Source organism: Brevundimonas sp. LjRoot202, from assembly GCF_964253355.1.
Classification (GTDB): Bacteria; Pseudomonadota; Alphaproteobacteria; order Caulobacterales; family Caulobacteraceae; genus Brevundimonas.
In genome coordinates, this window is sequence record NZ_CAXUQW020000006.1 from 102,895 (window position 1) to 125,897 (window position 23,003).

The window sequence follows — 23,003 nt, forward strand, 5'->3', positions numbered from 1 at the left end:
CCCATTGAGCCCCATTTCATCCCATGCTATCCCATAGCCCTGAGTTGGGGTTAGCGGACGCGGGGATGCGTCCAGGGATCAGAGGGCGGATCGAAGGGTCCGAATTGGGCAGGACGTGTTTCTCTCGACCTATGAGAAACAATTGGACGGCAAGCGCCGCCTGCTGATCCCGCAGGAATTCCGCACGGCCGAGAACGGCGCCGAGCATGGCGTGTTCTGCTTCTTCTCGATCGAGTCCGACTGTCTCGAGGCCGGCGGCGACAAGCTGATGGCCGAATACGTCTCGATGATCGAGGAGCTGCCGTTCGGCGACGACCTGCGCACGGCGCTGGAAGAGACCTTCTACGCCGGCCAGCGGCCGCTGGCCTACGACGGCGGCGGCCGGATCACCCTGCCGGAACATCTGTGCCAGGACGCTGGTCTGGGCGAGGACGTGGTCATCGTCGGCCTGGGCCCGCGCTTCCAGATCTGGGACCGGGCCCGCTGGAATGCGCGCCGCGACGAGCGCCGGGCGCTGGCCCGTCAGGCCGTGCGCGAGCGCGGCGAGGCCGGGCGCAAGGCCCTGCTGGCCGGCCGTCGTGCGGGCGGGGAGGGCGCATGAGCCCGCACGCCCCCGTCCTGCTGGCCGAGGTGCTGGAGGCTCTCGATCCCAAGCCGGGCGACGTGATCATCGACGCGACCTTCGGCGCCGGCGGCTATACCCGGGCGATCCTGGCGACCGGCGCGACGGTCATCGCCCTCGACCGCGACCCGACCGTCCAGCCGCACGCCGACACGGTGGCCAACGATTTTCCCGGCAAGTTCCAGCTGATCCGCACGCCTTTCTCCGGTCTGGCCGAGGCCTTCGCCGACAGCGGCGCGGCGAAGCTGGACGGGGTCGTGTTTGATATCGGCGTGTCGTCGATGCAGCTGGATCAGGCCGAGCGCGGCTTCTCCTTCATGCGCGACGGCCCGCTGGACATGCGGATGTCGGACGAGGGCGAGACCGCCGCCGACATCGTCAACAGCTGGGACCACGGGCCGCTGGCCCACATCTTCAAGCTCTACGGCGACGAGCGCCAGTCCGGCCGCGTGGCCACCGCCATTCTGCGCCGCCGGGCCGAGAAGCCCTTCACCCGCACGCTCGACCTGGCCGAGGTCGTCGAGAAGGCGCTGGGCGGCCGTCGCGGTGCGCCGATCCATCCGGCCACGCGCGTCTTCCAGGCGCTGCGCATCGCCGTCAACGACGAACTGGGCGAACTGCGCGCCGGGCTGGAGGCCGCCGAGGCGACGCTGGCCCCGGGCGGGCGGCTGGCCGTGGTCACCTTCCATTCGCTGGAGGACCGCATCGTCAAGGCGTTCCTGACCGAGCGGACCGGCAACGCCCCGGGCGGCTCGCGCCACGCTCCGGTCGCCATCGACCCGCGCAAGCCCAGCTTCGTCCTGCGCTTCAAGGGCGCGCGCGAGGCCGGCGAGGAAGAGCGCGAGGCCAATCCCCGCGCCCGGTCGGCCAAGCTGCGCGCCGCGGTGCGCACGGACGCCCCGGCGTGGGGGAGGATCGCGGCATGAGCGCGACCCACGCGGTCCGGCGCGTGTTCGACTGGAAGGTCCGCGGCGTGCGCTGGATCGAGATCATCGGCCTGGTGCTGGTCGCGGCGATGATCTTCTCCGTTTACCTGGCCAAGGCGGCGGCGGCGAACGAGAGCGCCGAGATCGCCAGCCTCGAGCGCCAGATCCGGCAGAACGGCCAGCGCGTGCGCCTGCTCCGCGCCGAGGTGGCGCGGCTGGAACAGCCCGGCCGGCTGGAGGCCCTGTCGCGGATCGCCGGCCTCGCGCCGGTCGATGTGCATCGGCAGGCGACGGTGACCAGCCTGCCCGAACTGGCTCCGCTCCCCGAGCCGCAGCCGGTCGTCATCGTCGCTCCGACCCCTCCCGCCGCGCCCGCCCCCGTGGAAGCGCCCGCCGCGGCCTCCGTTCCCGCGGAGGCCGCACAATGACCGTGCATGAGCCGCAGGCTTGGGACCGGCCCGCCCCGGGCGCCCCGGGCGGGGTCTCGCTGCCGTCGTGGCGCTGGCTGTTCGAGGCCATGTGGCGGGTCGAGCATTCGTTCGGCCGGGCCCGCGCCGACGCCCGGCCGGAAGAGGACACCCGGGTCCGCATCTTCGTCATCCTGTCGCTGTTCTCGGCCGTGTTCGTCTGCCTGGCGCTGGGCGCGGTCAACGCCGCCCTGCTGGCCCCGAAGGGCGGCGTCGGCTGGGTCCGGCACCCGCACGCCATGATGCGCGGCGATCTGGTCGACCGGAACGGCGCCCTGCTGGCCACCAACATCGTCCACTACGGCCTGTACATCGACCCGGCCGAGGTGTGGGACCGCCAGGCCGCCGCCGTGCGGATCAAGCGGGTGCTGCCGCGCGTGTCGATGGCCAAGCTGAACCGCGTGCTCACGGGCGAGCGCCGGCTGATCGTCATGACCGGCCTGACGCCCGGCGAGAAGGCGGCCGTGCACGAGCTGGCGCTGGGCGGCGTGACCTTCGAGCCGGAAGACCGCCGGGTCTATCCGCTGGGTGCCTCGACCGTTCATGTGCTGGGCGCGGCCGACACCGGCGGCGAGGGCATCTCGGGCGCGGAGCTGGCCTTCAACCGCGAGATTCGCGAGGCCGGCTCGCAGGGCGAGAGCTTCGCCCTGTCCATCGACCTCCGCGTCCAGGGCGTGCTGGAGAACGAGCTGGCCCGCGCCGTCGCCGACAGCCAGGCCAAGGGCGCGGTGGGCATCATCACCGACGTCCAGACCGGCGAAGTCCTCGGCATGGCCAGCTGGCCGACCACCGACCGGCTGAACCGCGCCGTCTCGGCCCACTACGAGATGGGCTCGGTGTTCAAGACCTTCACCGTCGCCGCCGGCCTCGATACGGGCGCCGCCGACATGGACACGAAGTTCGACGCCACCGAGGCCTTCGTGATCGGCAAGCGCCGCATCACCGACTTCCACGCCACCAACGAGGTGCTGACGCTCGAAGAGGTCTATCTGCACTCGTCCAACATCGGCACCTCGCGCCTCGCGGTCGAGATGGGGCCGACGGTGATGCAGGACTATTTCAAGCGCTTCGGCCTGCTGGACGCGGCGCCGATCGAGCTGCACGAGTCGGCCCGGCCGCGCCGCCCGATCAAGTGGGACGACTCGACCCTGGCCTCGCTGTCGTTCGGCTACGGCATCATGATCACGCCGCTGCAGATGTCGGCGGCCATGGGCGCGCTCACCAACGGCGGCCGCTTCATCCCGCTGACGCTGCGCAAGGGCGGCCTGCCCAACCCCGAGGCGCGCCAGGTGGTCAGCCCGGAGACCTCGGCCACCCTGCTGGATCTGCTGCGCCGCAACGTCGTGCGCGGCTCGGGCGGCCGGGCCGACGCGCCGGGCCTGCGGGTCGGCGGCAAGACAGGGTCCGCGAACAAGCTGGTCAACGGCCGCTACGATCCGACCCACGCGGTCGGCACCTTCGCCGCGGTGTTTCCGGTCGACGGTCCGCTCAACGCGCGCCGCTACTCGATCCTGATCCTGATCGACGAGCCGGGCAGCTATCCGCGCACCGGCGGCTTCGTGGCCGCCCCGGCGGTGGGACGCATCGCCGACCGCATCGCGCCCTTCCTCGGGATCGAGCGCCGGGCCGATCCCTACCGCACGGCCATGGGCGAGAAGCTTCCCGCCTTCGAGGATGTCGCGGGGGACGGCCGATGAGCGCGGTCCTCCCATCTCCCATGAAGCTGTCGGACCTGCTGCGCCGCGACGTCCCGGCCGATCCGGTGATCACCGGCGTCACCGCCGACAGCCGCAAGGTCGCCCCCGGCAGCCTGTTCGTGGCCCTGCCGGGCAGCGCCGCCGACGGCCGCGCCTTCATCCCGCAGGCCCTGTCGCAGGGCGCGGCGGCGGTGCTGGCTCCCGCCGACACCGATGCGGGTCTCGCTCCGGTTCTGGTCACCTCGGGCGACGTGCGCCGGGCCTACGCCATCGCCGCGCGCAGCTTCTACGGCGTGCAGCCGGCCACCTGCGTGGCCATCACCGGCACCAACGGCAAGACCTCGGTGGCCGCCTTCTGCCGCCAGATCTGGGCCTCGCTCGGACGGTCCGCCGCGAGCATGGGCACGCTGGGGGTTTTGAAACAGACGGGTAACGTTAATCAGGCGTTGACCGGCCCCGGCCTGACCAGCCCCGACGCCGCCGACGCCGCCCGCCTGCTCGCCGAACTGGCCGCCGACGGCGTCACCCACCTGGCACTGGAGGCGTCGTCGCACGGCATCGACCAGCGGCGGCTGGACGGGGTCAGCCTGAAGGCCGCGGCCTTCACCAACCTGACCCAGGATCATCTCGACTATCACGGCGACATGGACAGCTACCGCGCCGCCAAGCTGCGCCTGTTCGAGACCCTGCTGCCGCGCGGCAAGACGGCGGTGCTGAACGCCGACTCCGACGCCTATTCCAGCTTCGCCGCCGCCTCGATCATGTCCGGCCTGAGCGTCATGGGCGTGGGCGAGCGCGGGCGCGACCTGATGCTGGTGGCGCGCCGGGCGACGCCCGAGGGCCAACGGCTGACGCTGGACGTGCGCGGGACGCTGCACGAGGTGCTGCTGCCGCTGGCCGGGGCCTTCCAGGCCTCCAACGCCCTGGTGGCGGCGGGCCTGTGCATCGCCGGCGGCGAGGCGCCCGAACAGGTGCTGGCGGGCCTTGAGACGATCACCGGCGCGCCGGGGCGGCTGCAGCGTATTCCTGGACCCGGGCGCGGCGAGGTCTACGTCGACTACGCCCACACGCCGGACGGGCTGGAGACGGTGCTGACGGCGCTTCGCCCGCACGCCACCGGCCGGCTGATCGTGGTGTTCGGCGCCGGCGGCGACCGTGACCGGGCCAAGCGGCCGATCATGGGCGAGATCGCCGGCCGTCTGGCCGACGTGGCCATCGTCACCGACGACAATCCGCGCTCGGAAGACCCGGCCGCCATCCGCCGCGCGGTCCGCGAGGGTTGCCCCGACGCGCTGGAGATCGGCGACCGCCGGGCGGCCATCCGCTATGCCATCGAACAGATGGGCGACGGAGATGTGGTGGTGATCGCCGGAAAAGGGCATGAGCAGGGACAGATCGTCGGCGGGGTCACCTGGCCCTTCGACGACGCCACCGAAGCCGCCCTTGCCCAGCTTGTCCATGCCTGAGACCACGCCCCTCTGGACCTCCGCCGAAATCGAGGCCGCCACCGGCGGACGCCTGTCCGGCGCGCCGTTCGAGGTCGCCGGCCTGACCTACAACAGTCGCGAGATCGTGCCCGGCGACCTGTTCCTGGCCCTGAAGGGGGCTCGGGACGGACATGACTTCGCCGCCGCCGCCTTCGCCGCCGGCGCGGCCGGGGCGATCACCGAACGCCCGGTCGAGGGCGGTCCCTCGGTCGTCGTCGTCGACACCCTGCGCGCCCTGGAGGATCTCGGCGTCGCCTCGCGCGAGCGCAGCCCCCATGTCCGTCGCGGCGCGGTGACCGGCTCGGTCGGCAAGACCAGCGTCACCCAGGCGATCAAGGCCGGGCTCGATCTGGCCGGACCGGCCCACGCCTCGATCAAGAGCTACAACAACCACATCGGCGTGCCGCTGACCCTGGCGCGGATGCCGCGCTCGACCGCCCGCGCGGTGTTCGAGATCGGCATGAACGCGCCGGGCGAGATCGCGCCGCTGTCGAAAATGGTCCGGCCGCACGCGGCCTGCGTCACCACCGTCGGGCCGGTCCATATCGAGGCCTTCGCCGAGGGCGAGGCGGGGGTGGCGGCCGAGAAGGCGTCCATCTTCGAGGGGCTGGCGCCCGATGGCGTGGCGGTGCTGAACGGCGACGTCGGCTTCTCGGCGGTGCTCGACGCCGCGGCTCGCAAGGCGGGGGCGCGGCGGGCCACCTTCGGCGTCGACGGCCGTCATGACGCCCGCCTGATCGATTTCGAGCCGGGACCCGACGGCGCCCGGGTCAAGGCCGAGCTCTTCGGTCGTCCGCTCGACTTCACCCTGCGCCAGTCCGGCTTCCACTGGGGCCTGAACAGCCTGTGCGTGCTGCTGATGCTCGACGCGCTGGAGGTGCCGCTGGAGACCAGCCTCGCCGCCCTCGCGGACTTCCAGCCGCTGGCGGGCCGGGGCCAGACCACCGTGGTCAAGGCGGCCGGCGGGGCCTTCACCCTGATCGACGAGAGCTACAACGCCAATCCGCTGTCGATGGCCGCCGGCTTCCGCAGCCTCGGGGCCAAGCCGGCGGCGCCGGGCGCGCGCCGCGTCGTGGTGCTGACCGACATGCTGGAGCTGGGCGACCAGTCCCGCGCCCTGCACGAGGGCCTCGCGGCGCCCATCGCCGCCGCCGGCCTCGACCTGGTCCACACCGCCGGGCCCGAGATGAAGCGGCTGCACGACGCCTTGCCGCCCGAACGGCGCGGCCTGTGGCGCGAAACCGCCGCCGATCTCGCCGCCGAGGCCGCGGCCCTTGTCGCGCCGGGGGATATCGTCATGGTCAAGGGATCGAACGGGTCGAAGGCGTCGCTGGTCGCCAGGGCCCTTGCTGCTCTGGGAGGGGCCGCCTGATGTTCTACCTGCTGTATCTCCACTACGCCGACATCGCGCAGGACTATCCGCTTCTCAACCTGGTCCAGTACCAGACGGTGCGGGTGGCGCTGGCCATGGCCACGGCCATGATCGTGGCGGTGGCCATGGGCAGCCGCTTCATCGCCTGGATCCGGGTCAAGCAGGGCAAGGGCCAGCCGATCCGGTCCGACGGCCCGGTCTCGCACCTCTCCAAGGTCGGCACCCCGACCATGGGGGGGCTGATGATCCTCGCCGGCATCGCCGTGGCCGTGCTGCTGTGGGGCGACCTGACCAATCCGTACATCTGGATCGTGTCGTTCGTGACCGCCGCCTTCGGGGTGCTGGGCTTCATCGACGACTACGCCAAGGTGACCAAACAGACCTCGGCCGGCCTGACCTCGAAACAGAAGCTGGTCGCCCAGGTCGTCGTCTCCCTGATCGCCGGGACGCTGACCGTGCTGTGGATGACGGCCTCGCCGACCACGCCGAACCTCGAGACCTCGATCGCCTTCCCCTTCTTCAAGGCGGTGCTGCTCAACGTCGGCTGGTTCTACGTCCTGTTCGCCGCCTTCACCCTGGTGGGCTTCTCGAACGCCGTGAACCTGACCGACGGGCTGGACGGCCTGGCCATCGTGCCGGTGATGATGGCGGCCGCGGCCTTCGGCATCATCAGCTATCTGGTCGGCAACTTCATCTTCTCGGACTACCTCGGCGTCCACCACGTGCCGGGCGCGGGCGAGCTGGCCATCTTCTGCGCCGCCATGATCGGCGGCGGCGTCGGCTTCCTCTGGTACAACGCCCCGCCGGCCAAGATCTTCATGGGCGACACCGGCTCGTTGGCCCTCGGCGGCGCGTTGGGCGCCATCGCCGTCGCCACCAAGCACGAGCTGGTGCTGGGCATCGTCGGCGGCCTGTTCGTGATCGAGGCGCTCAGCGTCATGATCCAGGTCGGCTACTTCAAGGCCACGAAGAAGCGCATCTTCCTGATGGCCCCGATCCACCATCATTTCGAGAAGATGGGCTGGCCGGAGTCGACCGTGGTGATCCGGTTCTGGATCGTCTCGGCCATGCTGGCCCTGGCCGGCCTCGCCACGCTGAAGCTCAGGTAGATGATCCCCGTCCCCGGCTTCGAAGGGCGGCGGATCGCGGTCTTCGGCCTCGGCAGGTCGGGACTGACGGCCGCGCGCGCCCTCAAGGCCGGCGGGGCCCTGCCGGTGCTGTGGGACGACAGCGTCTCCAGCCGCATGCAGGCCGAGGCGGAGGGCTTCGATGTCGAGGACCTGACCACGGCCGACTGGTCGGACTTCGCCGCGCTGGTGCTGTCGCCCGGCGCGCCCCTGACCCATCCGAAGCCGCACTGGACGGTGGACAAGGCGCGCGAGGCCGGGATCGAGATCATCGGCGACATCGAACTGTTCGCCCGGGCGATCGCCGCGCTGCCGGAGGGGGAACGCCCGAACGTGATCGCCGTCACCGGCACCAACGGCAAGTCCACCACCACCGCTCTGATCGGCTGGGTGCTCAAACAGGCCGGGATGACGGTGCATATCGGCGGCAACATTGGAATCGGCGTGCTGGCTCTGCCAGCGTCGGACGGGGTCTATGTGATTGAGGTGTCGAGCTATCAGCTGGACCTGACCAACACCTTCGCGCCCACCATCGCGGTCCTGACCAACATCAGCCCGGACCACCTGGACCGCCACGGCGGGATGGAGAGGTATGTCGCGGCCAAGGAGAAGATCTTCCGGTCACGCTCCACCCACAAGTACGTGGGAATCGATGATCCCGAGGGACGGGCGGTGCTGGAGCGGCTGCGGGCGTCGCGGCAGGCCGTCGATGAGGTGTCAGTAGCCGGACCGCTCGAAGGCGTCACGGGAATGTATCTTCACGAGGGCTGGCTGGCCTACAACATCCGCCGGACGAGGAACGCGCCGGTCGAACGCTGCAAGATCGTCGATCTGTCCAAGGCCCGTTCACTTCCCGGCCGCCACAACGCCCAGAACGCCGCCTTCGCCTACGCCGTCGCCCGTGCGCTCGGCATTCCGCACGACACCGCCGTCGAAGGCCTCCTCACTTTCCCCGGCCTCGCCCACCGCATGGAGCATGTCGCCACCCTCGGCCGGGTGCGCTTCATCAACGACTCCAAAGCCACGAACGCGGACGCCGCCCGGCAGGCGCTGTCGTCCTACGAGCGCAGCTTCTGGATCGCCGGGGGGCGGGCCAAGGCCGGCGGTGTCGACGATCTTGAGGACCTGTTCCCGCGCGTCGCCGAGGCCTTCCTGATCGGCGAGGCGGCCGGGCCGTTCGCGGCGCGGCTGGGCGACATCCCGCACCGCATCTGCGGCGACATGGCCACGGCCGTGAAGGCCGCCGCCGAGGCCGCCGCCGCCACCGGCCGCGACGAGGTCGTCCTGCTGTCGCCCGCCGCCGCCTCCTTCGACCAGTATCCCGACTTCGAGGCGCGGGGAGAGGCCTTCCGCGCCGCCGTCCTCGCCCTCGGCGCAGTTCCCGCGAGCGCGTCATGACCGAAGGCTACAGCCCCGCATTCTCCCGGAACGACCAGAGCCCCATCGCCAAATGGTTCTGGACGGTCGACCGCGGCCTGCTGGCGGCGGCGTTGACGCTGATGGGGCTGGGCGTGGCGCTGAGCTTCGCCTCGAGCCCGGCGGCCATCAACGCCGACCAGTCGATCACCGACCCCTTCCACTATTCCTGGCGCATGCTGGTCTGGGCTTCCATGGGCCTGGTGCTGATGCTGACCAGCTCCCTGCTGTCTCCGCGCGGCGTCCGTCGCATCGCCGTTCTGGCCCTGCTCGGGGCCATCCTGACCATGATGGCCCTGCCGTTCATCGGCGACGAGGTGAAGGGGGCGGCGCGCTGGATCAACCTCGGCCCATTCAGCCTGCAGCCGTCCGAATTCGCCAAGCCGGGCCTGATCGTCTTCGCCGCCTGGATGTTCGCCGAGGCCCAGAAGGGGGAAGGGGTGCCCGGCGTCAGCATCGCGTTCGGCTTCTGGGCCCTGACCGTGGGCCTGCTGCTTATCCAGCCCGACATTGGCCAGACGCTGCTGGTCACCACCACCTTCATGGCCGTCTTCTTCATGGCCGGGGTGCCGCTGAAATGGGTGGCGGTGCTCGCCGCGGCCGGCATGGCCGGGCTGGTGTCGCTGTATTTCGCCTTCGGCCACATGCGCGACCGCCTCAGCCGTTTCCTGTCGCCCGAGAACACCGACACCCACCAGATCGACCGCGCGTCCGAAGCCATCCGCGCCGGCGGCCTGGTCGGGCGCGGGGTCGGCGAGGGGGTGATGAAGAAGCACGTCCCCGACCTGCACACCGACTTCATCTATTCGGTCGGGGCCGAGGAGTTCGGCCTGATCCTGTCGCTGGCCATGATCGGCCTCTACGCCTTCATCGTCGTGCGCGGCATGAAGCGGGCCATGAAGCTGAACGACGCCTATGAGCAGACCGCCGCCGCCGGCCTGTTCATGCTGATCGGCCTGCAGGCCTGCATCAACATCGCGGTCAACCTCAACCTGATCCCGACCAAGGGCATGACCCTGCCGTTCATCAGCTACGGCGGCTCGTCGATGCTGGCCATGGGGCTGACCATGGGCCTGGCCCTCGCCCTGACCCGCCGTCGCCCCGGCGCCTACGAGCCGGGCGCCACCCTGCCGCAGCGGCGGCGGATACTGCCGTAAGGAGCGCCATGACCTCCAAAGTCTGCGTCGTCGCCGCCGGAGGCACCGGCGGGCACATGTTCCCCGCCGAGGCGCTGTCCCGCGAACTGGCGGCGCGGGGCTGGCGCATCGTTCTGGCTACCGACCACCGGGGCGAACAGTACGCCCACGCCTTCCCCGCCGAGGAGCGGATCGCCCTCGACGCCGCCACCGGGCGCGGGCCGATCGGGCTGGCCATGGCCGGCCTGACCATCGTGCGGGGCGTGGTTCAGGCCCGGGCGGCGTTGAAACGGTTCGACGCGGCGGTGGTGGTCGGTTTCGGCGGCTACCCGTCGGCGCCGGCCTTGCTGGCGGCGCTCAGCCAGCGCCGGCCCACCCTGCTGCACGAGCAGAACGCGGTGCTCGGCCGCACCAACCGCTGGCTGGCGCCCTACGTCGGCGCGGTCGCCTCGTCCTTCCCCAACCTGCAGAAGGTCCCCCAGGGGATGGGCGCGCGGGTGACGCTGATCGGCAATCCGGTGCGTCCGGACATCCGCGCCCTCTACGACCGCCCCTTCGCCGCCCCCGCGCCCGGCCAGCCGATCCGGGTGCTGGTCACCGGCGGCAGCCAGGGCGCCCGCATCCTCTCCGAGACCGCGCCCCGGGCGCTCGCGGCCCTGCCGGAGCCGATCCGGTCGCGGCTGAAGGTGCAGCAGCAGTCCCGCCCCGACTCCCTCGAGGCCGCCCGCCAGATCTATCTCGAGGCCGGCATCGACGCCGAGGTCGCCCCCTTCTTCCGCGACATGGCCGCCCGCCTGTCCGCAGCCCATCTGGTCATCGGCCGGGCGGGGGCCTCGACCTGTTCGGAACTGGCCGTGGCGGGCCTGCCGTCCGTGCTGATCCCGCTGAAGATCGCCATGGACGACCACCAGCGCTTCAACGCCGCCAGCCTCGCCGACTCCGGCGGGGCCGAGGTGATGTTGGAGGACGACGTCACGGTCGACCGTCTGACCGCCGCGCTCGAAGCCATCCTCGACGACCCCGGAAGGCTCGAGGCGATGAGCCGGGGCGCGCGTTCCACCGCCCTGCCGGACGCCACCCGTTCGCTGGCGGACATGGTCGAGGCGGCGGCGCGTCTCGCCTGATCGAACTAGCCGGCGCGGGCTGCGAACAGCAGATTGGCCGCTTCCCGCGCCGCCGCGGCGTTGGCCACCGGCGTTGTTCGCGCCCGTCCTGTCGCGCAGGCCGCCTCCAGGGTGATGACGGCCGGGGAGCCCGCGGCGGGCGCCGAACGTTCGGCCTGCCCCCCATCGGTCTTGATGTGCCTGTCGCCGGCATAGAGCGCGGTGCGAACCGTCCGCGAGGTGCGCGCGGCGCAGTCGATTTCCCACTCCAGCGCCAGCGTGTCGGCTCCGGCGGGTATGGCGTCCTTGAGGAACAGCCACGTCCAGACGCGCGTCAGAGCGCCGTCCTGCACGGGCGCCGTCATATAGCCCGCCGCGGCGGGTGCGGCGAACACCTGGCGCATCGGCCCGTCGAGCCCGGGGGTCGCGTCCTGGGCGGCGGCCGGTGTCGCGGCAAACAGGAAAGCGCCTGCAAATGCAATCTTAAGTGCTGTATTCATGGAACAATCCCCTCCAGATCCCCGCGCCGACTATCCTCCGAAAATGACGTTATGCAAACCTGCGGGGGCGATCCCACGCCCTCGTTCATCAACCACCGGCCGGGCGGAACCGGCTAGCCGTTGATCGCCAGCTGGGCGCGGCCGTGGGCGACCGCCTCCTCGAGCGTGGTGGCGTCGGTATCGTAGTCTTCAGGATTGCAGGCCGCGGCCATGATCTCGAAGGCGTCGCCGCCCGGCGCCGCTTCATAGGCGGGCGCATCGTCCACCATCGCAGGCCCTTCCCCGCCGCCTTCACGGACGGCCGCGAAGTCGAGCCGGTCAATCCTGCCTCCCGGGCTGCAATCGAAGCGCCACCACGACCAGCCGCCCCAATAGCCGGCCCCCGCCGCGCGAAAATCGGGCTCGACCACCTGGAACACGCGGATGCGCCCGCCCGACCCTTCCGGCGTCAGGCTGGTCAGGTCGGCGTACTGGGCGTAGCGGCCCGAGCCCAGGTAGACGAACCGGTGAGGCTCGGCGGGAGGCGACATCAGCAGGGCGAGCGCGGCGAGGATCATGCGTGATCGTAACCGGACGTTGACCGGGGCGCGACTAGGCTTCTCGTCATGACACGTTTCATGACGCTCGACTTCGCTGACGGAGACCGGCCCGCGCTTCTGGGGCGGGTCGCCGCCATGGCGCGCGGACCCTATGCCTATGTGGTCACGCCCAATGTCGATCACGTCATCAAGTTGATGGACGGCCGGGTCGAGGCCGATGTCTACCGCTCCGCCGATCTCAAGCTGTGCGACAGCCGCATCCTCGCCCACCTGGCCCGGCTTCGGGGCAAGGCGCTGGCGGTCTATCCGGGCTCCGACCTGACGGCCGACCTGCTGGCCTCGGATCACGACCTGACCATCGGCGTGTTCGGCCCCGACCGCGCCGCCTTCGACGACCTCGTGGCCCGCTATCCCCGCCGCCGCTTCACCCTCGTCGACGCGCCGATGCTGACGCCGGGGACTCCGGCCTGGATCGCCGCTGTCGACGAGGCCGCCCGCGCCGACTGGGACGTGTTGCTGGCCTGCGTCTCCTTCCCGAAGCAGGAGCGCTTCGCCCACGCCCTGCGCGCCGCCGGCCGCAAGACCGGGGTGACCCTGTGCGTCGGCGCCTCGGTCGACTTCCTGACCGGCCGCCAGCAGCGCGCCCCGCGCCTCTATCAGCAGCTGTCGCTGGAGTGGCTGCACCGCCTGATGAGCCAGCCGCGCCGCATGTTCCGCCGCTATGTCCTCGAGGGCCCGGCCATCTTCGGCCTGTTCCTCCGCCACGAGGTGCTGGGGCGGGGTTGAACGCGACCCCGGACCGTCTCAAGCTTGGCGGATGTCCGCCTTCACCCGTATCGACTTCCGCACCTCCGAAGCGCTGAGCGTGGACGACCCCGACGGGCGCCGGCCGCTCCTGCTCGCCGGCGAGGCCCTGCATCGCCAGCTGCGACCGTTGCTGGAGGCGGACTACCCCGCCCAGATCGAGCGGCTGATCCCCGACGGCGCGCGGCTGGCCCAGGTCGTGGACGACGGTCAGGTCCGCGCCATCGCCCTCTGGCGGGTGTTCGAGACCACCTACTGCGGCTGGCGTCTCGAGATCGAGGATCTGGTCTCGGACGAGGCGCACCGATCGAAGGGCTACGGCGCGGCCATGCTCCGCTGGCTCAACGATCAGGCCGTGGCGCTCGGCTGCCCCACCACGACCCTGATCTCCGGCACGCACCGCACCCGCGCCCACCGCTTCTATTTCCGCGAGGGGTACGCGATCACGGCCTTCCACTTCGTGCGGGAAACCGGCGTCGTCCAATCCTGACGGTCAGCTTTCGTGGGCTGGACAGCGGCCGCATATCGATGAAATCTGACCTCTGAACCGGAGGGGGATTCCGATGCTGCGCCTGTCTTCTACATCCGCCCTGTGCGCACTGGCGGTGATGGCTGCACCCGCGGCCGCCCAGGAACCGGACTGGAGCAGCGAACTGAACCGCACCTGGTGGAACGGCGTCACCAGCGCCGAGCTGCAGGAACTGACGGCTGAGGCCGGCGGTGTCTGGACCGACATCCCGGACACCGAACAGATCCGCGTCAGCCGCATCGACTGGCCCGACCTGCCCGGCGTCATGGTGCGCGAGGTCAGCTGTCCGGCGCCGGAGCGGCCGATGCCGGAACGGAATTGCGGCAGCATGCTGTTGTCGGTCCGTGTCGATCAACCCGCCGACATCGAGGCGTGGTGGCTCGACAACGACGGCTGGCTGGCGTTCGGCCGCGTCGACAGCACGCCGGCGCTGTACCGGCTGGAGCACAGCGCGCTTGGCACCACACGGGGCCATGTTCTGTCCACCCTGATGCTGTTCAGGGATCGGGCGGTGAAGGAGATCGACCGGATCGAGGCGTCCGGGTCGAGCGGCTGGTAGGGTCTACGCCGCCACGATTTCTTCCGCCTGGGTCAGGTCCACGCTGACCAGTTGGCTCACGCCCCGTTCAGGCATGGTGACGCCGTAGAGGCGGTCCATCCGGCTCATGGTCACCGGGTTGTGGGTGATGACGATGAAGCGCGTGTCGGTGCGCTTCCGCATCTCGTCCAGCATGCGGCAGAAGCGGTCGACGTTGGCGTCGTCCAGCGGCGCATCGACCTCGTCCAGCACGCAGACCGGCGCCGGATTGGCCAGAAACACCGCAAAGATCAGCGCCGCCGCCGTCAGCGCCTGCTCGCCGCCCGACATCAGGCTCATCACCGACAGCCGCTTGCCCGGCGGGCAGGCGTAGATCTCCAGCCCCGCCTCCAGCGGATCGTCGCTCTCGACCAGCTTCAGCTCGGCCTGGCCGCCGCCGAACAGGGCCTCGAACAAGGTCTTGAAGTTCTCGTTGATGATGTCGAACGCCGCCACCAGCCGTTCGCGGCCCTCCGCGTTCAACTCGTCGATGCCGTCGCGCAACTTGGCGATGGCGCTGGTCAGGTCCGAGCGCTCGACCTTCATGGTCTGCAGCCGGTCGCCGTACTCGCCCGCCTCGTCCTCGGCGCGCAGGTTGACCGGCCCCAGCCCCTCGCGCTCGCGCTCCAGCCCGTAGAGCAGGCTCTCGGCCCCCGCGGCGTCCGGCGGGCGGGCGATGGCGTCGTCGGTCAGCTTCTGGCCCAGCTCCTCGGGGGACATCTGCGCCGTCTCGCGGACGTTGGCCTCGGTCTCGGCCAGCTTCTCGGCGGCCGCCTCGGCCCGCGCCGCCAGCCCGGCCCGCGCCTCCCGCGCCGAGGAGGCCGCCGCCTCGGCCGCCCGCGCCGAGCGGTCCGCCTCGCCGGCCTGACCCTCCGCCAGCGCCAGCGCGTCCGCCGCCGCCTTGCGGCGGGTCTCGGCCGTGGTCAGGGCGTCGAGCAGCGACGAGCGCTGCGCCGCCAGCTGCACCGGGGCCTCCGCCGCCGCCTTCAGCCGGGCGGCTGTCTTCTCGGCATCCTTCTCCAGCGCGACGATGCGGGTCCTGGAGTCCCTGGCTCGCGCCGTCCAGCCGTCGCGTTCGCGGCTCAGCCCCTCGAGCCGCGACTGCCGCCCGGCCACCTCGCGCGCCTCGGCGTCGCGCTCGACCCGCGCCGTGGCCGCCGCACCGCGCGCCGCGTCCGCCGCCGTCCGCGCCGCCGTCAGTTCTGCCCGCAATCCGTCCAGCGTCTCCGACGGCGCTTCCACGCCCTGGGCCTCCGCCAGCGCCGTCTGCGCCGCCTCGACCTCGGTCTCCAGCCGCGCCAGAGTCTCGTCCAGCGCCTGCGCCCGGGCCTCCTTGCGCGCCTGTTCGCGGCCCAGCGCCTCGACGCGGTCGCGGGCGGCGGTCGCGGCCTTGTCCAGCGCGAACGGGGCGGCCCGGGCCGCCTTCACCGCCTCCTCGGCCTGGCGGAACGCCTCTGTCGTCGCCTTCAGCGCGCCCTGCGCCGCCTCCAGCGCCGGCTTGCCCTCGTCGATCTCGGCTTCAAGTTCCGACAGCCGGGTGCGCTGGGCCAGCCGCACCGCCGCCGGACGGGGGGCCTCGGCGCGCTGCACAAAGCCGTCCCAACGCCACAGGTCGCCCTCGCGGGTGACCAGCCGCGCGCCCACCGGCAGCGTTTTCGCCAGCCCCGCGATATCCTCGCGCGCCGCCACCCCGCACAGCGCCAGCCGCGCCCTCAGCTGGTCGGGCGCCGTCACATGGCCGGCCAGCGGCTCCACCCCCTTCGGCCACGACGGGGAGGGCGCCTCCGCCCCGGCCCAGTAGGCCGCCGCCCGGGCGTCCAGCGCCGCGTCCAGATCGTCGCCCAGCGCCGCCGCCAGCGCGGCCTCATAGCCCTTGTCGGCCTGCACCCGGTCCAGCGCCGGCGGGTGCTCCCGCTTGCCCTGCACCAGCAGCTGGGCGAGGCCCCGCGCCTCGGTCTGCAGCCGGCCTAGCCGGTCCTCGGCCGCCCGCGCCGCCTGCCGCGCCTCCTGTTCGCCCCGGGCCTTGTCGCCGCGGTCGGCTTCCGCCGCGTCGACCGCCAGGCGCACGGCGGCCAGTTCGGCCTGCGCCTGTTCCAGCGCCGCCCGGGCGGCCTCGATTTCCGGCGTCTCCAGCGGGCCCAGAGCCTCGCGTTCGGCCTTCGCGGAGGAGAGCTGGGCCTCGGCCCGCGCCACTCGCGCCTCGGCGTCGCGCTTGCGGGCGCTCTCGGCCGAGACCCGCGCCTCCACCGCCGCCACCGCTCCGGCCACCCGCTCGACCTCGGCGTCGGCCGCCTTGCGCGCGTCTTCCGCCGCGGCCAGCGCCGCCTCCAGTTCCGGCGCGCGCGCGGGCGCGGCCGCCATCTCGCCCTGCAAGGCCTCGAGCGCCGCGCCGAGCCGGGTCAGTTCGTCGCCGGCGTCCCCGGCCATGGCGGTCTCGCGCTCGATGTCGGCGGCGATGCGCGCGGCTTCGGCGGTCAACCGCTCGACCTCGGCCCGCGCCGCCTGCTCGGCCATGTCCAGCCGGTCGCGTTCCAGCGAGGCGCGGTGCAGCAGGGCGCCGGCGACCGCATCCTCCTCGCGAGCCGGCTTCAGCGCCTCCTGGGCGTTCAGCGAGGCCGTCTGGGCCCGACCCGAGGCGGTGGTGGCCTCCAGCACCGCGCGGTCGGCCTCGGCCAGCTCCTGCGCCGCGCCTTCCGCCGCAACCCGCGCATCATTCCAGCGCACGAACAGCAGCGCCGCCTGCAGGGCGCGGATCTCGGCCGAAATCTTCTTGTACTTCTCCGCCTGCCGCGCTTCGCGCTTCAGTCGGGTCAGGGTGGTCTCCAGTTCGCGGCCGATGTCGTCCAGCCGCTCCAGGTTGGCCTCGGCCGCCTTCAGCCGCAGTTCGGCCTCGTGCCGCCGGGTGTGCAGGCCGGCGACGCCGCCGGCCTCCTCGAGGATGCGGCGGCGGTTCTGCGGCTTGGCGGCGATCAGTTCGCTGATCTGCCCCTGGCGCACCAGCGCGGGGCTGTTGGCCCCCGTCGAGGCGTCGGCGAACAGCAGTTGCACGTCGCGGGCGCGCACCTCCTTGCCGTTGATCCGGTAGGTCGAGCCCTGGCCGCGGTCGATGCGGCGGGACACCTCCAGCACGGGACTGTCGGTGAACGGCTGCGGCGCCCGGCGCTGGGCGTTGTCGATGGTCAGCTGAACTTCGGCGTGGCTGCGCGGGGGGCGGTTGGCGGCGCCGGCGAAGATCACGTCGTCCATGCCCTGGCCGCGCATGGCCTTGGCCGAATTGGCCCCCATGACCCAGCGCAGGCTTTCCAGCACATTGGACTTGCCGCAGCCGTTGGGGCCGACCACGCCGGTCAGGCCCGGCTCGATATGCACCTCGGCGGGATCGACGAAGGACTTGAAACCGACGAGCCGGAGGCGCTGGAACTGCATTCGGCTAGCGGGTCACCGGCCGTCGAGCAGCGGCTGGATCAGGGGTTCGAACGCGGCCACGTCGCGCGCCGTCATCGTGTCCGGCACGGGCTCGCCGTTGATGAAGAAGCTGGGTGTGGTGTCGACGCCGTCCGCGAACGACTGGGCGGCGCGTTCATCCACCTCGGTGAACGAGGCCTCGTTCGAGAAGCAGGCGTTCATCTGCTCCCGCGTCAGCCCCCCGGCCTGACCGGCGGCGGACAGCCAGGTCATGACGGCTGGCCGCGGCGGCGATCCGGGCTGGGCGAACAGTTGTGCGTGGCCCCGATAGAGGGTGTCCAGGACGGCGTCGTACCGGTCCTCCGGCACGCAACGGGCCATCACGGCGCCGACGGTGGCGATCTCCTGCGGCGGCGTCGGCAGGTCGCGGTAGACGATCCGCACCTGCCCCGTATCGACGAACCGCGCCTTGAAGTCCGGGAAGTCCCGGGTGTGCCAGGCGGCGCAGTGGCTGCAGGTCGTCGACAGATAGACCGTCAGCGTCACCGGCGCGTCGGCCGAGCCCAGCGTCCGGTCGCCCGGACGCACCGGCTCGACCGTCTGGGCGAGCGCCAGCGTCGGCGCGGCGATCGCGATCAGCAGGGTCAGCAGGACTCGCGACAGCCGCGCCATGGGCCGGTCAGCTCTTGGCCAGTTCGGCGTCGATGGCCTTGGACAGGTCGTCCAGGCTGGTGCCCGACTGCGAACCGGGGGTGGTCACCTTGGTCCCGTTGACGAAGAAGGTGGGGGTGCCTTCGACGCCGGCGCCGAACGCCGCCTGGGCGCGTTCCTCGGCGGCCGCGAGCGCGGCCTCGTCGGTGATGCATTGCTGGATGCGCTCGTTGCTCAGGCCGGCGCCGTTGCCGACCCGGAACAGGGTGGCGCGGGGATCACCCCGCATCTGCTCCTGGCTGGCCAGTAGTTCGTGCACGACGTCGAAATATTTGTCCGATCCGGCGCAGCGGGCGATCAGGAAGCCGGCGACCGCGACCTCGGCGGGCGGCGTGGGGATTTCGCGGAACACGTAGCGCACCTTGTTGGTGTCGACGTAACGGGTCTTGAAGCCCTCCCAGTTCTCTTCCTGCCAGGCCGCGCAGACGTGGCAGGTGACCGAGGCGTATTCGACGACGGTGACCTTGGCTCCCTCCGGAGCGCCCAGGGCCATGTCGCCATCGGCGGCCGTTCCGGCTCCGCCGCTGTTGCAGCCGGCCAGCGCGACCATGGCGGTCAGGGCGGCGGCGGTCATCGCGGCGCGGCGGCTCATCGCGGCGTATCGGGTCGTGGCGCTCATGGCGTCGTCCTCACTGGCACGGGGATGGAGAGTTTCGCGCGATTCCCCCGGAAATGCGCGCACAGGGGTTTTCGAGAACAGAAGCGGCGAAGTTTTGTCAATCGCCCGCGCGGTCACGGCCCTTCTGCGGATCGCCCAGAACGGCGCGTCCCAGCCGCTCCAGCGGGCCCTTCAGCGGATCGGGAGCGTCAGCGACAGCGGCCTTCAGTTCGGCTTCCTGACGGGCGGGCAGCGGCCGGGCGGCTGTGCGCGGGCGAACCGGCGACGCCAGCCCGACCGGCGGCTTAACCGGTCCCTGGGCGATGCGCAGCTTCTCGACGCTTCCCGGGCCCAGGAACAGGTTGACCCGCTGCAGGATGTCCTCCGACTGGTGCTGCACCAGCAAGGCGGCCGGACCGGCCACCCGCAGCTCCAGCGTCCCGCCGGCGCCGCCGCGCCCCTTGCTCAGCTTCTGCGGCCGCGTCACCCGCGCCAGCCGCTCGCCGACGATCTCCGTCCAGCGCGGCTCAAGCGCCGAGGCGCCGCGGCCGAATTTCGCGTCCAGCTCCCTGATCAGCCCCTGCAGCGCCCGCCCGGCCTTCGGCGCCGGTCGCGGCGCGGGGCGCGTGCGCCGTCGCGACAGGATTTCGCGGACCTCGGCGTCTGTGGGCAGCGTGCGGGGCATTTCCGGTTTATAGCGCGGGGAATGCCCCCCGTCCCGGTTCAAGTCCCCGCACAGGTCGTCGACGAAGGCTCCGGCCGGAAGGCGGCCATCCGCGCAGCCCTGCTGGACTGGTACGATGTCCACCGGCGGACCCTCGCATGGCGTGCCGGGCCGGGCGACGGCCGCCCCGACCCCTACCGGGTCTGGCTGTCGGAGGTGATGCTGCAGCAGACCACCACGCCGCACGCCACACCCTATTTCCTGGCCTTCACCGCGCGCTGGCCGACGGTGTCGGACCTCGCGGCGGCCGGCGACGCCGAGGTCATGGCCGCCTGGGCCGGGCTCGGCTACTACGCCCGGGCCCGCAACCTGCTGGCCTGCGCCCGCGCGGTCGCAGGTCAGCACGGCGGCGTCTTCCCCGATACCGAAGCCGGCCTGCTGGCCCTGCCCGGCGTGGGCGCCTACACCGCCGCCGCCGTCGCCGCCATCGCCTTCGGCCGCCCGGCCAATGTGGTGGACGGCAATGTCGAGCGCGTCATGGCCCGCCTGTTCGCCGTCGAGACCCCGCTGCCGGGTGCGAAGCCGGAGCACAAGCGGCTGGCGGGGGCGCTGGTCGGGGAAGACCGGCCCGGCGATTGGGCCCAGGCCCTGATGGACCTCGGCGCCACTGTGTGCCGGCCGGGCCGGCCGCTCTGCGAGCGCTGTCCGCTGACGTCGTGGTGCGCCGGCTTCCAGTCAGGCCAGCCCGAACGCTTCCCGTTGAAAGCGAAGAAGGCCGAGCGCCCGCGCCGCCACGGCGTGGCCTGGGTCCTGCGGGACGCGGATGGCCATGTCGCCCTCGTCCAGCGGCCGGGGAAGGGTCTGCTCGGCGGCATGCTCGGCCTGCCGACGTCCGACTGGGCCGCCACGCCCGCCGAGGCCGCGCCTCCCGCGCCCGCGACCTGGCGCGACGCCGGCGCCGTGGAGCATGTCTTCACCCATTTCGCCCTGACGCTGGAGGTCAGGGCGGGAGAGGGCGTCGGTCCCTTTGTCTGGACGCCGGTGGAAGAGGCCCTGGCTTCACTGCCCACCGTCTTCCGCAAGGCGCTGGAGCGCGGCCTGACCTAGCCGATGGTGCGCACCGACACCGGCCCCTCACGCCGCTTCGGAATGGCGACCGTGTGGGTGCCCAATTGCTCGAAGGCGAGATCCACGAGCCCGTCGCCGACCTGCAGATTGGTGATGTGCAGCCGATCGATGCCCGAGGGCAGCAGCGGCTTTTCGACCTCCACCAGCCCTTCTATGGCGTCGATGCGGACGCCGAGGGCGGCTTGCAGCATCAGGAACACCGAGCCGGCCGCCCACGCCTGCGGCAGGCAGGCCACCGGATAGGCGATCGGCGGCTCGCCCGGAATACGCTCGAAGCCGCAGAACAGCTCGGGCAGACGCAGGTGGAAATGCGTCGCGGCCGAGAAGATTTCGCCCATCAGCAGGGCCACCGCTCGACGCTCGCCGTAGTGCGCCATGCCGGCCGCCGCCATGGCGGTGTCGTGCGGCCAGACCGAGCCGTTGTGATAGCTCATCGGATTGAACCGGGCCTGACCTGTCGCCAGTGTCCGCAGGCCCCAGCCCGAGCGGAACTCGGCTCCCAGCATCCGCTTGGTCACCAGCCGGGCCCGTTCGCGCGACGGCAGACCGGTGAACAGCAGGTGTCCCGCGTTCGACCCGATCGAACGGCACTGCTGGCCGTCTCCGTCCAGGGCGATGGCGTAGAACTGCTCGTCCTCCATCCAGAACCGCTCCTCGACCAGCGCCTGCACCGCGCCGGCGCGCCCGGCCCATTCGGCCTGGCGCTCGTCGCCGACGGTCCGGGCCATGTCGGCCATCGCCTGCCAGGCCGCATAGGCGTAACCCTGCACCTCCAGCAGCGCGATCGGCCCCTTCGGGAAGCGCCCGTCGCGGTGGAAGATCGAGTCCTCGGAATCCTTCCAGCCCTGGTTCGACAGCCCCGTTTCGGCCGCCCGCTGGTAGCTGATCAGCCCGTCGCCCTGGATGTCCCCGTGGTCGTGCATCCAGCCGACGGCGGCGATCAGGTTGGGCCACAGGGCGCGGATGGTCGCCACGTCGCCGGTGCGCTTCAGATAGGCCCCGGCCAGCGCCACGAACAGACAGGTGGTGTCGACGCCGCCGTAATAGAGGCCGAACGGCACCTCTCCCAGGGCGCTCATCTCGCCGCGCCGCGTCTCATGCATGATCTTGCCGGGCGCGGAATCCTGGAAGGCGGAGAAATCCGTCGCCTGCCGCATGGCGAGGTAGTTCAGCACCCCCTTGGCCAGGCTGGGGTCGATCCACAGCATCTGCCAGGCGGTGATGATCCCGTCGCGCCCGAACGGCGTCGAGAACCACGGCACCCCCGCATAGGGGTAGGGGCCGGTGGGCAGGTCGGTGGTCAGCAGGGCCACGTCGGCGCGGGACTGGTCCAGCCAGTCGTTGAAGCGCGGATTGCGCGGCCCCCGCACCGAGGCCCCGCGCCGGCGCCGCGTGCGCATGGCCACCCGCGCCTGCACGGCGTTGAGCCGGAACCGCGCCTCGTCTGGGGCCTCGCACGCGTCCAGCCCGCATTCGACATAGAGGTCCAGCCCACGCGCCTTGGGCAGGCTGAACATGAACTCGGCACGCGACGGGGTCAGCCGGGCCGGCGGTTCGGAGAAGGCCAGGCAACTGGTGCGCTCGACTCCGTCCACGCCCCGGTAGCGGAACGTCACCCGGCGGCCGTCCGCGATCGGCGCCTCCTGCGTTCCGCGCTTCGGCCGCGGCGAGCCGCGCACCTCGAAGATGTCGGAGAAGTCCGCCGCGAAGTCGAACGCCAGCGGCAGCAGCACGTCCTCGACGCCGTGGTTGAGCACCCGGATGCGCTCGAACATCCGCCGGTCGCGGACGAACCGCCGCCGCTCGATATGCAGAACCCCCGCCGGGGCCGAGCGGCCGCCCATCGGCGGCAGCGGCCGGTTGGTCGAATGGGCGGTGAAGAAGACGTTGTCCTGGCTGATGCCCGAGCTCAGCCGCGACGGCCGCGCCAGCCCCGCCGTCATCACGAAGCGCGACAGCAGCCGGGTGTCGCTGTCGAACAGGCCGTCGGCGCCGCCCTTCATGTCGCCCCAGATGTCGGCGACCAGAAAGGTGTCTGCGTCCTTCAGCGCCATCAGCTGTTCGAGACCGTCCGCGTCCTGCGATTCGGCGGCCGTGACCTGAACATTATAGGCGTCGTCCATGCGGAGAACCTCGAACCAGTGGTGAGCCTGCCGGGGCCGGACAAACGCGGCCCCCGCGATGACCGCATGGAT

The 23,003-nt window shown here is 71.6% G+C and carries 21 protein-coding genes; 14 read left to right on the forward strand and 7 right to left on the reverse strand.

From position 1 onward, the window contains the following. Positions 1 to 115 precede the first annotated feature (115 nt). The 10 genes from ACSQ1L_RS11720 to murG are packed head-to-tail and all read left to right on the forward strand — an operon-like array spanning position 116 to position 11,374. Positions 116 to 601, forward strand: coding sequence for a division/cell wall cluster transcriptional repressor MraZ (locus tag ACSQ1L_RS11720; protein WP_435994923.1), 486 nt, complete (start codon positions 116 to 118; stop codon positions 599 to 601). Continuing rightward, positions 598 to 1,548, forward strand: coding sequence for a 16S rRNA (cytosine(1402)-N(4))-methyltransferase RsmH (rsmH, locus tag ACSQ1L_RS11725; RefSeq protein ID WP_435994924.1), 951 nt, complete (start codon positions 598 to 600; stop codon positions 1,546 to 1,548). Before ACSQ1L_RS11720 ends, rsmH begins: the two co-directional genes overlap by 4 nt. Next, on the forward strand, positions 1,545 to 1,976 hold the full coding sequence (gene ftsL, locus ACSQ1L_RS11730) for a cell division protein FtsL (RefSeq protein ID WP_435994925.1): 432 nt from the start codon (positions 1,545 to 1,547) through the stop codon (positions 1,974 to 1,976). The genes rsmH and ftsL overlap by 4 nt, the downstream gene beginning before the upstream one ends. Then, the gene (locus ACSQ1L_RS11735) at positions 1,973 to 3,712 is read left to right on the forward strand and encodes a peptidoglycan D,D-transpeptidase FtsI family protein (protein ID WP_435994926.1); all 1,740 of its coding nucleotides are present in this window, start codon (positions 1,973 to 1,975) and stop codon (positions 3,710 to 3,712) included. Before ftsL ends, ACSQ1L_RS11735 begins: the two co-directional genes overlap by 4 nt. Beyond that, positions 3,709 to 5,178, forward strand: a complete 1,470-nt coding sequence (locus tag ACSQ1L_RS11740; protein WP_435994927.1) for a UDP-N-acetylmuramoyl-L-alanyl-D-glutamate--2,6-diaminopimelate ligase — start codon at positions 3,709 to 3,711, stop codon at positions 5,176 to 5,178. The genes ACSQ1L_RS11735 and ACSQ1L_RS11740 overlap by 4 nt, the downstream gene beginning before the upstream one ends. After that, the gene (locus ACSQ1L_RS11745; RefSeq protein ID WP_435994978.1) at positions 5,171 to 6,571 is read left to right on the forward strand and encodes a UDP-N-acetylmuramoyl-tripeptide--D-alanyl-D-alanine ligase; all 1,401 of its coding nucleotides are present in this window, start codon (positions 5,171 to 5,173) and stop codon (positions 6,569 to 6,571) included. Before ACSQ1L_RS11740 ends, ACSQ1L_RS11745 begins: the two co-directional genes overlap by 8 nt. Next, the gene (gene mraY / locus ACSQ1L_RS11750; protein ID WP_435994928.1) at positions 6,571 to 7,680 is read left to right on the forward strand and encodes a phospho-N-acetylmuramoyl-pentapeptide-transferase; all 1,110 of its coding nucleotides are present in this window, start codon (positions 6,571 to 6,573) and stop codon (positions 7,678 to 7,680) included. The genes ACSQ1L_RS11745 and mraY overlap by 1 nt, the downstream gene beginning before the upstream one ends. Next, entirely contained in the window at positions 7,681 to 9,096 is a 1,416-nt protein-coding gene (gene murD / locus ACSQ1L_RS11755) for a UDP-N-acetylmuramoyl-L-alanine--D-glutamate ligase (RefSeq protein WP_435994929.1), read from the forward strand. Next, positions 9,093 to 10,271, forward strand: coding sequence for a putative lipid II flippase FtsW (gene ftsW, locus ACSQ1L_RS11760; protein ID WP_435994930.1), 1,179 nt, complete (start codon positions 9,093 to 9,095; stop codon positions 10,269 to 10,271). Before murD ends, ftsW begins: the two co-directional genes overlap by 4 nt. An 8-nt stretch (positions 10,272 to 10,279) precedes the next feature. Continuing rightward, positions 10,280 to 11,374, forward strand: coding sequence for an undecaprenyldiphospho-muramoylpentapeptide beta-N-acetylglucosaminyltransferase (gene murG, locus ACSQ1L_RS11765; protein ID WP_435994931.1), 1,095 nt, complete (start codon positions 10,280 to 10,282; stop codon positions 11,372 to 11,374). Positions 11,375 to 11,379: 5 nt separating this feature from the next. On the opposite strand, the gene ACSQ1L_RS11770 is transcribed toward murG, so the two are convergent. Together ACSQ1L_RS11770 and ACSQ1L_RS11775 are read right to left on the reverse strand one after the other, a co-directional pair. Beyond that, the gene (locus ACSQ1L_RS11770; RefSeq protein ID WP_435994932.1) at positions 11,380 to 11,853 is read right to left on the reverse strand and encodes a hypothetical protein; all 474 of its coding nucleotides are present in this window, start codon (positions 11,851 to 11,853) and stop codon (positions 11,380 to 11,382) included. 113 nt (positions 11,854 to 11,966) lie between these two features. After that, the gene (locus ACSQ1L_RS11775) at positions 11,967 to 12,410 is read right to left on the reverse strand and encodes a hypothetical protein (RefSeq protein WP_435994933.1); all 444 of its coding nucleotides are present in this window, start codon (positions 12,408 to 12,410) and stop codon (positions 11,967 to 11,969) included. A 48-nt stretch (positions 12,411 to 12,458) separates the two neighbouring features. Between ACSQ1L_RS11775 and ACSQ1L_RS11780 the strand changes: the two genes are divergently transcribed. The 3 genes from ACSQ1L_RS11780 to ACSQ1L_RS11790 all read left to right on the forward strand — a co-directional run bounded on the left by ACSQ1L_RS11780 (position 12,459) and on the right by ACSQ1L_RS11790 (position 14,284). Next, entirely contained in the window at positions 12,459 to 13,178 is a 720-nt protein-coding gene (locus ACSQ1L_RS11780; protein WP_435994934.1) for a WecB/TagA/CpsF family glycosyltransferase, read from the forward strand. Between the two features lie 31 nt (positions 13,179 to 13,209). After that, positions 13,210 to 13,686: a GNAT family N-acetyltransferase gene (locus ACSQ1L_RS11785; protein ID WP_435994935.1), complete on the forward strand. Its 477-nt coding sequence runs from the start codon at positions 13,210 to 13,212 to the stop codon at positions 13,684 to 13,686. Between the two features lie 73 nt (positions 13,687 to 13,759). Further along, on the forward strand, positions 13,760 to 14,284 hold the full coding sequence (locus ACSQ1L_RS11790; RefSeq protein ID WP_435994936.1) for a hypothetical protein: 525 nt from the start codon (positions 13,760 to 13,762) through the stop codon (positions 14,282 to 14,284). Between the two features lie 3 nt (positions 14,285 to 14,287). Here ACSQ1L_RS11790 and smc read toward each other — a convergent pair whose 3' ends face one another. The 4 genes from smc to ACSQ1L_RS11810 form a co-directional block, all read right to left on the reverse strand. Then, complete coding sequence (gene smc, locus ACSQ1L_RS11795) at positions 14,288 to 17,728, reverse strand: chromosome segregation protein SMC (RefSeq protein WP_435994937.1); 3,441 nt, start codon at positions 17,726 to 17,728, stop codon at positions 14,288 to 14,290. Positions 17,729 to 17,740: 12 nt separating this feature from the next. Next, a complete protein-coding gene (locus ACSQ1L_RS11800) occupies positions 17,741 to 18,379 on the reverse strand; it encodes a thioredoxin domain-containing protein (RefSeq protein WP_435994938.1) in 639 nt (212 codons plus the stop codon). Between the two features lie 7 nt (positions 18,380 to 18,386). Next, complete coding sequence (locus tag ACSQ1L_RS11805) at positions 18,387 to 19,037, reverse strand: thioredoxin domain-containing protein (protein WP_435994939.1); 651 nt, start codon at positions 19,035 to 19,037, stop codon at positions 18,387 to 18,389. A gap of 97 nt (positions 19,038 to 19,134) precedes the next feature. Continuing rightward, complete coding sequence (locus tag ACSQ1L_RS11810) at positions 19,135 to 19,701, reverse strand: DUF721 domain-containing protein (RefSeq protein WP_435994940.1); 567 nt, start codon at positions 19,699 to 19,701, stop codon at positions 19,135 to 19,137. Positions 19,702 to 19,722: 21 nt separating this feature from the next. On the opposite strand from ACSQ1L_RS11810, the gene mutY reads away from it, so the two are divergent. After that, positions 19,723 to 20,787 carry an A/G-specific adenine glycosylase gene (gene mutY, locus ACSQ1L_RS11815; protein WP_435994941.1) on the forward strand — a complete coding sequence of 355 codons (1,065 nt, stop codon included), beginning with the start codon at positions 19,723 to 19,725 and terminating at the stop codon, positions 20,785 to 20,787. Here mutY and ACSQ1L_RS11820 read toward each other — a convergent pair. Continuing rightward, complete coding sequence (locus ACSQ1L_RS11820) at positions 20,784 to 22,931, reverse strand: amylo-alpha-1,6-glucosidase (protein WP_435994942.1); 2,148 nt, start codon at positions 22,929 to 22,931, stop codon at positions 20,784 to 20,786. The genes mutY and ACSQ1L_RS11820 overlap by 4 nt on opposite strands. Positions 22,932 to 23,003: the final 72 nt, after the last annotated feature.

Excerpts from the sequence above, each read along its gene's own strand:
- rsmH (WP_435994924.1), top strand. The coding sequence starts at position 598 with ATGAGCCCGCACGCCCCCGTCCTGCTGGCCGAGGTGCTGGAGGCTCTC.
- ftsL (WP_435994925.1), top strand. The coding sequence starts at position 1,545 with ATGAGCGCGACCCACGCGGTCCGGCGCGTGTTCGACTGGAAGGTCCGC.
- ACSQ1L_RS11735 (WP_435994926.1), top strand. The coding sequence starts at position 1,973 with ATGACCGTGCATGAGCCGCAGGCTTGGGACCGGCCCGCCCCGGGCGCC.
- ACSQ1L_RS11740 (WP_435994927.1), top strand. The coding sequence starts at position 3,709 with ATGAGCGCGGTCCTCCCATCTCCCATGAAGCTGTCGGACCTGCTGCGC.
- ACSQ1L_RS11745 (WP_435994978.1), top strand. The coding sequence starts at position 5,171 with ATGCCTGAGACCACGCCCCTCTGGACCTCCGCCGAAATCGAGGCCGCC.
- mraY (WP_435994928.1), top strand. The coding sequence starts at position 6,571 with ATGTTCTACCTGCTGTATCTCCACTACGCCGACATCGCGCAGGACTAT.
- murD (WP_435994929.1), top strand. The coding sequence starts at position 7,681 with ATGATCCCCGTCCCCGGCTTCGAAGGGCGGCGGATCGCGGTCTTCGGC.
- ftsW (WP_435994930.1), top strand. The coding sequence starts at position 9,093 with ATGACCGAAGGCTACAGCCCCGCATTCTCCCGGAACGACCAGAGCCCC.
- murG (WP_435994931.1), top strand. The coding sequence starts at position 10,280 with ATGACCTCCAAAGTCTGCGTCGTCGCCGCCGGAGGCACCGGCGGGCAC.
- ACSQ1L_RS11770 (WP_435994932.1), bottom strand. The coding sequence starts at position 11,853 with ATGAATACAGCACTTAAGATTGCATTTGCAGGCGCTTTCCTGTTTGCC.
- ACSQ1L_RS11775 (WP_435994933.1), bottom strand. The coding sequence starts at position 12,410 with ATGATCCTCGCCGCGCTCGCCCTGCTGATGTCGCCTCCCGCCGAGCCT.
- ACSQ1L_RS11780 (WP_435994934.1), top strand. The coding sequence starts at position 12,459 with ATGACACGTTTCATGACGCTCGACTTCGCTGACGGAGACCGGCCCGCG.
- ACSQ1L_RS11785 (WP_435994935.1), top strand. The coding sequence starts at position 13,210 with ATGTCCGCCTTCACCCGTATCGACTTCCGCACCTCCGAAGCGCTGAGC.
- ACSQ1L_RS11790 (WP_435994936.1), top strand. The coding sequence starts at position 13,760 with ATGCTGCGCCTGTCTTCTACATCCGCCCTGTGCGCACTGGCGGTGATG.
- smc (WP_435994937.1), bottom strand. The coding sequence starts at position 17,728 with ATGCAGTTCCAGCGCCTCCGGCTCGTCGGTTTCAAGTCCTTCGTCGAT.
- ACSQ1L_RS11800 (WP_435994938.1), bottom strand. The coding sequence starts at position 18,379 with ATGGCGCGGCTGTCGCGAGTCCTGCTGACCCTGCTGATCGCGATCGCC.
- ACSQ1L_RS11805 (WP_435994939.1), bottom strand. The coding sequence starts at position 19,037 with ATGAGCGCCACGACCCGATACGCCGCGATGAGCCGCCGCGCCGCGATG.
- ACSQ1L_RS11810 (WP_435994940.1), bottom strand. The coding sequence starts at position 19,701 with ATGCCCCGCACGCTGCCCACAGACGCCGAGGTCCGCGAAATCCTGTCG.
- mutY (WP_435994941.1), top strand. The coding sequence starts at position 19,723 with ATGCCCCCCGTCCCGGTTCAAGTCCCCGCACAGGTCGTCGACGAAGGC.
- ACSQ1L_RS11820 (WP_435994942.1), bottom strand. The coding sequence starts at position 22,931 with ATGGACGACGCCTATAATGTTCAGGTCACGGCCGCCGAATCGCAGGAC.